General features: G+C 50.9%; 8 protein-coding genes. All 8 read right to left on the reverse strand.

The features are described from left to right. Positions 1-1,327 (reverse strand): DUF1800 domain-containing protein (locus AAF564_23630; protein ID MEM8488559.1); only part of this gene is annotated, 1,327 nt, incomplete at its 3' end. Between the two features lie 485 nt (positions 1,328-1,812). Beyond that, positions 1,813-2,571 (reverse strand): hypothetical protein, encoded by a 759-nt coding sequence (locus tag AAF564_23635; protein ID MEM8488560.1) that lies wholly within the window; start codon positions 2,569-2,571, stop codon positions 1,813-1,815. Continuing rightward, positions 2,531-3,730: a glycosyltransferase gene (locus AAF564_23640; GenBank protein MEM8488561.1), complete on the reverse strand. Its 1,200-nt coding sequence runs from the start codon at positions 3,728-3,730 to the stop codon at positions 2,531-2,533. The genes AAF564_23635 and AAF564_23640 overlap by 41 nt, the downstream gene beginning before the upstream one ends. Beyond that, entirely contained in the window at positions 3,730-4,887 is a 1,158-nt protein-coding gene (locus AAF564_23645; protein MEM8488562.1) for a glycosyltransferase family 4 protein, read from the reverse strand. The genes AAF564_23640 and AAF564_23645 overlap by 1 nt, the downstream gene beginning before the upstream one ends. Positions 4,888-4,970: 83 nt before the next feature. Further along, entirely contained in the window at positions 4,971-5,927 is a 957-nt protein-coding gene (locus AAF564_23650) for a sulfotransferase (protein MEM8488563.1), read from the reverse strand. Next, a complete protein-coding gene (locus AAF564_23655; GenBank protein ID MEM8488564.1) occupies positions 5,917-7,011 on the reverse strand; it encodes a glycosyltransferase family 4 protein in 1,095 nt (364 codons plus the stop codon). The genes AAF564_23650 and AAF564_23655 overlap by 11 nt, the downstream gene beginning before the upstream one ends. Positions 7,012-7,066: 55 nt before the next feature. Beyond that, the gene (locus AAF564_23660; GenBank protein ID MEM8488565.1) at positions 7,067-8,482 is read right to left on the reverse strand and encodes a hypothetical protein; all 1,416 of its coding nucleotides are present in this window, start codon (positions 8,480-8,482) and stop codon (positions 7,067-7,069) included. A gap of 291 nt (positions 8,483-8,773) precedes the next feature. Further along, on the reverse strand, positions 8,774-9,703 hold a 930-nt coding region (locus AAF564_23665; protein ID MEM8488566.1), incomplete at its 5' end, for a sulfotransferase.

Genomic DNA, 9,703 nt, shown 5'->3' on the forward strand with positions numbered 1-9,703 from the left:
CGTCAAGGGGAACAGCCAGAAAGTGTTCAGCTATAGACAGCGGTAGCTTGAATGCTGCCTGGGCATCATCAGCATCTGGCAGCAGCGCAGCAATACTTGTCAGGTCGATGGATTGGTTGTTCCGCCCATTGTACAGGAGAAAATCTGCAAAGGACCAGCGCGCGGGCAAGCTGTTGGTAGAAATCCAGGCCCGATGTCCCGGCCAGCCAGATACGTCGGGCGGATCCAGCATCTCCTGATCGAGCCCTTTGCTCAAATCAGCCATGAAGGTCAAGATATCTTCAGAAGGCACAAGGCCAGTTTCCAGCAGCGCGCCGGCTATCAAGTCAGCCGGGCTCTTGATTTTTGCACCGATAAACTGGGTTTCAAAAAAGTGACTGCTGCCCAGCAAGGTTCGCAATACGGGCGCAATCTGAAAATTGCTCTCGCGAAAAATCGTTGCCAGTTCCCGCACGATCTCAAGATCAGGCTCATCATACACAAACTCCCGGTAGAGCTGCGCACAAATGAATTCGGCAATTTGAAACGGACGCTCATTGAAGAGGACATCGTTTACGCCTTCATAGTCAAAGTCGCCGGTACGCCCCATGATGACCTTCTGGCCCTCATCAAACTCTTTATTGAACAGCTCGGCAGCAATGGTATCCCGGTTCACAAACCACCCGGTCAGGGCGCGGGCAACTTCTTCGACGTCGGTTTGGCTGTAGTTTTCATTACCATAGCTATCCACCGGACCCATGGTAAAAAGCTCCAACAGTTCGCGCGCGTAATTCTCGTTGGGAGAATTTTTTTCATTGGTGTTGCCATTGAGATAAATCAGCATCGCCGGCGTCAGACCCATCTCTTTAACAAAAGCCTTAAAATCACCCAGTGCGTTATTGCGAATGATGCGCAAATACCGGTAGGCATAGACCCCCAGTTCGTATACCTCAAGCTCTGTTACAAAATGATTATGCCAGAACAGGGTCATACGTTCGCGGAGCCCTCCCGATCGGAACAGCTCGAGCATTTGGGTGCTCAATTCTGCGAGCCAGAGTACATTGTTTTGGTTGTACGCACGCACCACTTCAGACGGCTCTACGCTTCTGTCGGGCTGGGGCTGATTGGCCCACGAAGGTTCAGCCGGCAGCGGATTTGCGTTTGAATCCGTGGCAAAGGTCAGCAAGTCATCAACCACGGCTGCGGCCGTCTGGCCGGCATAGGTGTTAACGGTTTCCGGATCTGCACCAAAACTAGCGCGACGGAGCAAGTGGGCCACTTCCCGCCGGCTCAGGGCAGGCACGTAAGGCTCAAGTCCAGGTTTTACTTGCACGGGTTTTGTAGACATCAAATTGCGGGATCGGGTATTGCTTTTCAGGCATCACGTTAGGAAAACAATGAGAAGCAGTCCGATGATGGAAGCGTTAGCGGGTATGTGTCACGTTTCTTTGACAACACACCTGTTTAGAGAGAACACATCAGTGCTACTACACTGAATGGAGGACATCGGGGGATGGGCTTGCATTTGTAGGCGCGAAGCCAACAAAACAAAAGATGGGGATGTCAGATACTTTTTCAAGAATAGTGCCAACAGGAAAATACCCGGTTTTGCGTTTTTCAGGGGATATTGTGATCAAATGCCCCTTTCCATTCTCAAATCAATACACGATTATCCTGTTAAACCCCGAGTTTTTATAGTTAAGTAATCGGGTAACTACTGCAATATTCAAGCAAAAAGCCTGCGTCTCCCGCGCTTGTGCATAGATCGCTTTGGCTTAAATGGAAGTCACTTGCACGCGCAGGGCAGCGTCTACTGTAGGCGCTACAAGTATATTATGAGCCGGCTTTTTCCGGTGTGGGTGCCATGGTTTTTTCCAGGCTATACTTTTCAATGCGGTGATACACGGCAAGTGCTTGCTGGTAAAGGGCTGGATCTACCTCTCGATCAAACTGCTCAGCCATTTGTTTTTTTACTGCTGCACGCTGTATCTCTTTGTCAGATTGTAGCTTTTCAGAGCCGCGCAGCTCCTGCATGTCAGCGTCATCGTAGCCAAAAAGGCCAAAGTTGGTATCATAGCGCTTGTTCACGGCGCGAATAACAAGGTCGAGTTGCCGCGTAGTCAGGTGAAAAGGGCTGACAACCATTGAGGCCGCATACGGCTCTATTTTCTCGTAGAAATGAATATATCCTCGCACAGCCTGTGTAAGTGACACATATGGCCACCGGCTCACAAGTGAAATGGCAGCGCCTTTGGGTTCGCGAATCGTAATCAGCGTAGGGATTTTCTGCTGTGCAGCCTTGATGATTTGTGCCGGCGAATGCAGATGGTGCGCAAGCCGCACAGGTGTTGGCTGGCTCCGTTTAAAGGCCACCGTCGCAAAGCTGTTGCCCGATCCCTGAAAACCGTCAATAACAAAAACGGTCGTATCATCAACCGCACATTCCCGCACGTCGATGATGCCTTTGTTTTTGTGCTTCGTCCACCAGATCACCGGTTTATGTAGCACCGCCAGCATAGGCTCGCGCGCTACTACAGACCGCACCTCGAACTTAAACTGGAGAAGCAGACGTTTCAGCGATGGCAATGGCATTGGGATCTCCGATAACTTTTCTAATTTGATGATCTATTTGCTTCACGATGTTTTCGATGGCAAACCGCTGGAAAGCATCTGTAAATCCGGTCTGCGCCAGCTGTGTAGCCCGCGCGGTATCGTCTTGCAACAGCTTGATCGCAGCAGCAAGCGCTGCAGGATCACCCGGTGTGGTGAGCAATCCGTTTTCACCGTTCGATACAATCTCTCGTGCGCCCCCTGCGTTGGCAGCGATAACGGGCTTTTTGGCGAGCATCCCTTCAACAATAACGCGGCCAAACGGCTCGGGCGCTGTTGAGCAATGCACAACAACGTCCATCATCTTCATTAACCGCGGCACATCATCACGAAACCCGAGAAAGTGTACCCGGTCGCTAATGCCGAATTCGGTCACCATCTTGCGCAGCTTTTGCTCGTATGCAGCATCATCCTGAAACAGTGCACCACCCACAAGCACGGCATGTACGTTGGGGATTTGCGAAATGGCCTCAAGCAATACGTGCTGCCCTTTCCAGTTTGTTAGCCGACTAAAGAGTCCGACTACAAAGGCGTTTGTCAATCCCAGGCTCTCCCGCATTTGCAGGACCTCTTCGTCGTTTACAGCCTGAAAACGCGAGGCATCGATACCATTGTAAACGATACTCGTTTTGCTTACGTCTCCCCCACAATCGCCAAAGGCCTTGCGTGTTGCTTCCGAGTTTACAATCACATGATCAACAAACCGGTTTGCGAGCATCACTGCTATTTTGCGGTGTGAGGCGCTAAAGTGTTCTGCGGTGAGGATGTCGTGGAGATTCCAGATTACGGGCCGCATTGCAACCCTGCCGGCCAGCGCACTGACTATGAGTGCCTTCTGTGAATTGGCATAAATCACATCGAACTTACGCGACAGTTTGCGCAGCCGCATCACCATCTGGAAAATGCCTGGAATCGATTTAAGGTCTTTCATTTTACCGCCAGCGCGTTCCACTCCCATCACTGAAGCAGGCGCCTGTAGGATCGATGCCGGTATTGCCTCCTCTTTCAATCGATCCATAAATGGGCCATCTTCAAAGAGGACAACCTGCGCGTTGTGGCGCATGTGGCGTACAACATCGAGAAGGTACAATTCTGCGCCACCCAATACGCCGGCGTGATCTACAAAAAGTGTTCTTGCCATCAGGAAACCACCTCTGCATAAACGTTGCGGATTTGCCGCGCAATCACGGGCCAGTCAAACCGGGCGCGCACATAATCCTGACAGGCTTCGCTTGAGGGCAAAGGCAGCGCGCCTGAAATGGCATCGTTGACGTAATTTGCGAGAGTTTTCACCTCCGAGTCGGGCAGAATAAGATCTGCAGATAAATCCCGTACCGTCTCCGGCAAGCCGCCCACATTTGTTACCAGCACCGGTGTCCCTGCCGCCATTGATTCTACCGTAATGAGGCCAAAGCCTTCAAGGGCAACCGTTGGCACAATCGAGAAATTTGCAGCGCGGTAGGCAAGCGGTAAATCCGCATCGGGCACAAAGCCCAGGAGTTTGACGTGTGCGCTAAGGTCAGCCGCTTTAATCCGGTCTTCCAACTCAGCACGAATGGGCCCACTGCCGGCTATATGCAACAACGCATCCGGATGTTTTTGCCTCACCTGCACCATGGCAGCAATCAGGTTTTCGAGCCCCATCCGCCGCGCCAACCGCCGCACAACAAACACAATCGGGCGGTCTTGCACCCAGCCAAGTTTTTCGCGGGCAGCTTCCATAGACAAGCCGGTATCAAACCGATCAGCCTGTACGCCGCCCTGGACTTTCCGGATTTTACTCGGATCGATGTTGTAGTTGTTTACCAGCAAGTCTCGGAACGCGTCCGAAAGCACGACAAAACGCTCAGCACTTTTGTATACGGTGCGCTCCAGGGCCCACTTTGCTTTCACTGCCAGGCGCCCTTCCCCCTCAGCCTGCGACTCTGCAGACCATGGCCCATGAAAATGCATCACAAGCGGGTAATCACGGATGTACTTCAGAATGGGATAGGTAAAGAGTGCAAAATGAGAAGCTACGAGGTCGAAGTTGTTCGACTTGAGTTCGTCGCGCAAAGTGCTGCGCAAAGAGCCTATGCGGCGGCGCAGCGATTCATCTTTTGCGGCAAACGAATGCACGGTCTGCCGGGAGTCAGTTGCAACATTGTCAGAACCTACCACGAGGCCGCGCACATCAACGCCGGCTTCCGGCAAATTGCGGCTGAGCGCATAAAATACGCGGTCGAGGCCGTTCCCCTTTTCTTCCGGAAGCCAACCCACACCAATTTGCAGGGACTTTATCGTTTTAACGTCAGCTATTTCCACGGTAATGATCTTAAGCTTGGAATAGACTTGCGATTGTTGCGACGGGCAAGTGAAGGGCACGATATCCTGACGGACATCTAGGAGTAGCCATATCGCGACTTGGTGATGCCCGTTAGCATGCTGGCGAGCGTTTTACTGGATTGCGGAAGCCGGGTCTTCCATTTTTCGTCGAGTACAATCCCCCGCTTTTCATAGCGCATCGGATTGCCGGCGATGGTATGCACGCTGCCCAACCGAAAATTCTCAACGGCATTGGCTTCGTATTCACACCCAATTTTGTCACATACTTGCGCAAACGTACCTTCAGGATCGGTTGCTAGCGTCTCATAATTAATGAGTAGGTAATCTTTGTCATCCAGCACATTGGCCGCTATACGCGAGAACAGCACGTTCTGGATATTCCATGCAACAGACTGGCGTGCTGTGTAATAGAGCCGTTTGTGCAGGTTAAATTCCTTTTCGTCGAGGATCAGCGACTTGGTGACCGAATAGATAAACGCTTTCGGGTTCTTCACCATGTGGATGACTTTGATATTGAATAGCCCAGAATGTACCAACCAAAGGAGGCGGTATGGATCTTTAGACGCATCCACAATCCACTCTGGCGCCTCGCCCTGTTGCTCTCGCATTACATCCAGGAAATTGCTAAAAATCTCGTAGTTGTTGCGGCCATATATTTCAATCTCTTTCCGCTCTTTGGCGCTGATTGACTTGTTGGGGTCAAAGCTACTCAGTCGGGACATTCGCAGGGTACGGCCGGCGTTGTGCTTTTCCCGAAAAAAGGAAAGTCCGGGAGATGGCTGTTTGATCGGATCAACGCGCCGGCGCACTTCCGACCAGAATTCGCAGTCGTCTACATATTTCCCGCAACCACAGGGGCGTATACCTCCGCCTTCTATCTCATGAGGCCAGATATGGAGTTCTCCCATCGTCTGGATTTGAGTATGTGCCCCGAGCATCGATTCCAGCAGGGTTGAGCCACTTCGACCGATACTGGCGATGTAGACAAGGTTTATTTTGGAATCAGAACTCATAAATTTTTTCTGCTTCGGGCTGACTTGCGTGCCCATTGTTGTGCATGTTGATCGCTGCTGCGTACATGTTGCGATGCTGGGTAGCTACTGCCTGCCAAGAAAATGTCCTGGCCCGCGCCAATCCTTTTTCGATAAGTTGCTGACGCTGCACATCGTCGGTTAAAAGGGTAACAAGTTGTGTAGCAAAGATGTCGTCCTTTACTATCATCCCGTACGTGCCACCTTCAAGAACATAGTTGGCGCCATCGTTAGGAGAACAAAGAACAGCTGTGCCACTGGCCATCGCTTCGATGTACGGAATACCAAATCCCTCGTACACACTCGGATAGGCAAATACCCATGCACGGCTGTAGAGGCCGGCCAGCGTCTCGTCATCCGGAAAATGATAGTTTGTAACCCTGGGGTGATCGACTTCGCGGTCACATACCATAACCAGTTCAGCATCCGGGCATTGCGGCAACACGTTTTTCGTAAATTGCTCAAACATAAATCCACCCCGCTTCCGCCCTTCCCAGGTGCCGATATACAGGATCTGGGGATGTGGCGCCTTCTCTCCCACACTGAAGAGGTCAAGGTTTACACCATTATTGGCGAGGTTGGCAATTTTGTAGATTTCAGCTGTTTCCGGTCCTACTGCAAGCGGACGTGTAGCAAGCGTTTTAGCCAGATGCTCAAGCGGGTAAACGAGATACTGAGATGCTTTTCTTTTCACCGAAGTCGCAGAACGCGCCTCAAACAGCGCAGAACCGTGCAATGTGCGCACGCTCGCAATGCCGCGATTGAAAAGAAACCAGTCATCGCCATGCAAATGGATGACATCAAACGGTTTCAGATCGACAAAATTGAGCATGAAAGGCAGCACAAACAGCCGCTTGATTTGGCTGGTGCGGAGGCCCTCTTTTTCAGGAAAGAGTTGTTGGTGTTTATAAACGGCATCCGCCGGCGCGCCTGTCAGACTGAGGACGGTTACTTCATCTTTGGGATTCCGGGCCAGTTCGTTTGCCAGCCTGTGTACCGCAATTTCAACGCCACCGGGTTTGCGACCGGGTTCGGGCAGTGTGGTATGAAACAATGCTATTTTCATACACACATCTCCTTTGAACTTTTGATCTTGCTCCAGCCCATGACTTCCTATCCCATTACCTGTAATTTCTTGCCTGGTTGTCGTAATAATTACGCGCAGCAAGTCCAAAACTCAGAAAAGACCAGACAATGATGCCTTTAATTGCCAGCACCTGATTTGCCATTACGAGGAGCACGAGGTAAGAAATGGCAACGCCCGTTACGATGATTACAAACTGATCCTGCGACCAATTGCGCCGGCGCATGATATCGCGAAGCATGATCACAATACCACCGATATAAAGGCCGGCACCAAGCCAACCAAGCGATACAAATAAAGACAGGATACCGCTATCCAGGTTACGTGTAGCGCCATCTTCGTTTCGCGATCCACCACCGATAAACCCAAGTCCTTCTCCAACCGGGTTCTTGAGAAGGACCCAGCTCCTCTCCTGATACATATGCATGCGTGCATTCAGGCTGCCATCTTCTTCAAGGTTACCCAGCGTTGCCATCCGGTCATCCACGCGTTGTAGCGAATCAGAGGGGCTGAGCAATTGGAGTGGCACAATCATAATGGCGCCAAATATGAGCAACCCGATCAACCGGGTGCGCATCTGGCCCGTCATTTTGGAAACTATAAAAAGCAAAGCCAGCAGCCAACCGCCCCATGCACCACGTACGGTTGCGAGCAGAAAACTTGCATAACCGGGCACGAGGGCAACTTTGGACATCAAGCCTTTCGAATCAAATAGCAGCAACAGGCCAGCCATCAAGATCATGGCAAAAGGGCCCGGAGCATTCAACATGCTAAAAACACGTACCCGAAACGGCTCTGGGTGCCCGATGGAAGTCATCCCTGAGCTCTCCATCCAAAACACATCCCACGGTGCAGGAGAAACAAACTGGATAATGCCGTACAACCCGGTAACTATAATTCCCGAAGTAAACGTTGCTTTGATGACCCGCTTGTGCTCGGGGTACTCGCGCCAGTGTACAAGGAGATGAAAACCTATTAGCAGCGGCACAATCCATTCCATCAGATTGAATGTTGCCCCAAACAATCCGGTTTTCCAGATCCCGATGACGTACCCATACATCACCCCCAAAAAAGTGAGTGTATAAGGGAGATACAGTCGTTTTTTGAGCAGCAGCCCAAACCTGAAAAAAGAGAGAATTGAAATAGCTGACACCAGGTAAGGCGTCAGCATAACCATGTTAACGGCGGTAAACTCGCCGAGTTGATAATCGACGATACGGCGGATAAACGGCGTGACAAACCATACCCAAAAGGTAAAACCGAGATACATCGCCGGCTTGGCGAAGTACAACATTGCCCCCACTACAATGGAAAGAAAGGGGAACAGGAAAATCAGCAGGTCAGCGTTGTTGGTCCAGTACAGTGATGCCACAATGCACGAACACATCAGCATGACACCGAGTGTAAAATGAATCGAACTGGATCCATTATATGAATTGCTGAGCGTAGTCATATGTAGAATACTTGCTACCTTGGAACGGAACGCAGAGATGTGTTCAAACCGTTTTCAACCGGCGCATACAAATTACCCTGACGTCTCAATACTGTCGTTCCGCTGCAACCGGACAAGAAAAAAAGTAAACCAGAGAATTTTTCCCTGAGATTGCCTCTTTTTGAATGGTTAGATGCGCAAGCTGATGCTTTTACCGGGTTAATTGGGGCAAGAGAGACCAGGAAAAAAACACAAGCAAAAACGCTGCCTTATCTCCCGCCCGGCTGTGGTTTAATTGCCTGGATGGGTTGACTACAAATACCCGTACGCACTGAGTTCTTTGCCAGCAATCCGCTCCGCCGCAGCAATCTCAGCCTTGTCGCGTTTTTTGTGTTTACCGATCGATTTTGCGTGTGCCTTTTTGAGCATTTTATAGTACCCGGGCGCAGGCTCCTCATCGAGATGATCAAGAATAGCCATCCCGTATTCGCGCGGCTGGCGCATCAGGTCTTCGTATTTCAGCATCATCACCTTGCCCGACTCCTTGATGTGATCCTGCGCATAAAATGCGTTGCAATACCCAACCATGTGTTTCCACATCCAGATGGCGCGTACATAAGGCGCGCTAGACAGGAACAGGTCTTCCTCCCCTTCTTCTACCCACCACGGTACATACCGATGGTCTACTTTACGGCCCAACCGCATTTCTGAGCCAAACAGATTCTGCAGCCGATCATCAGACAATACATCGTAGGTGCGAAGCAATGAATTGGCCACGTCGCGTCCATCACGGTAGATGTAAATCACCTTGGCATCTGGCACGGCATGATTCACCAGATCTGGCGCAAAAGCGAGAAACGGCTCTTTAAAAATGAAACGGCTGATCGTGCGGTTGCCTTTTGCAGAACGAATCAGGTTACCAATACCATTGGGTGCATTGAACCATTTCTGAATGGCAGATGCCCGTGAATTGTACTGGGCGGAATGCAGGTAGGCATCCAGCGATCGTTCAAAGCTCACAGCCAATGCGTTATACAATTCAGGTGAAAGCGGCTGACGCGCAATCTGTGGAATCGAAGTTGAAATGACCGTACCGATGAGGCATTCTGCCTGGGGCAAGGTATTCAACAACCGCATCAGATAGGTTGTCCCCGAGCGCGGGCACCCCAGCACTATGCCGTAGTCCATTTTGGGTGAACGCGGAACGGATACTTCGTAGTCTGCAAAGGATAAAACTTCCAC

It is taken from the genome of Bacteroidota bacterium (assembly GCA_039111535.1).
Taxonomy (GTDB): Bacteria; Bacteroidota; Rhodothermia; order Rhodothermales; family JAHQVL01; genus JBCCIM01.

Coding starts and splice junctions, on each gene's coding strand:
- AAF564_23635 (MEM8488560.1), bottom strand. CDS start 2,571: ATGCCATTGCCATCGCTGAAACGTCTGCTTCTCCAGTTTAAGTTCGAG.
- AAF564_23640 (MEM8488561.1), bottom strand. CDS start 3,730: ATGGCAAGAACACTTTTTGTAGATCACGCCGGCGTATTGGGTGGCGCA.
- AAF564_23650 (MEM8488563.1), bottom strand. CDS start 5,927: ATGAGTTCTGATTCCAAAATAAACCTTGTCTACATCGCCAGTATCGGT.
- AAF564_23655 (MEM8488564.1), bottom strand. CDS start 7,011: ATGAAAATAGCATTGTTTCATACCACACTGCCCGAACCCGGTCGCAAA.
- AAF564_23660 (MEM8488565.1), bottom strand. CDS start 8,482: ATGACTACGCTCAGCAATTCATATAATGGATCCAGTTCGATTCATTTT.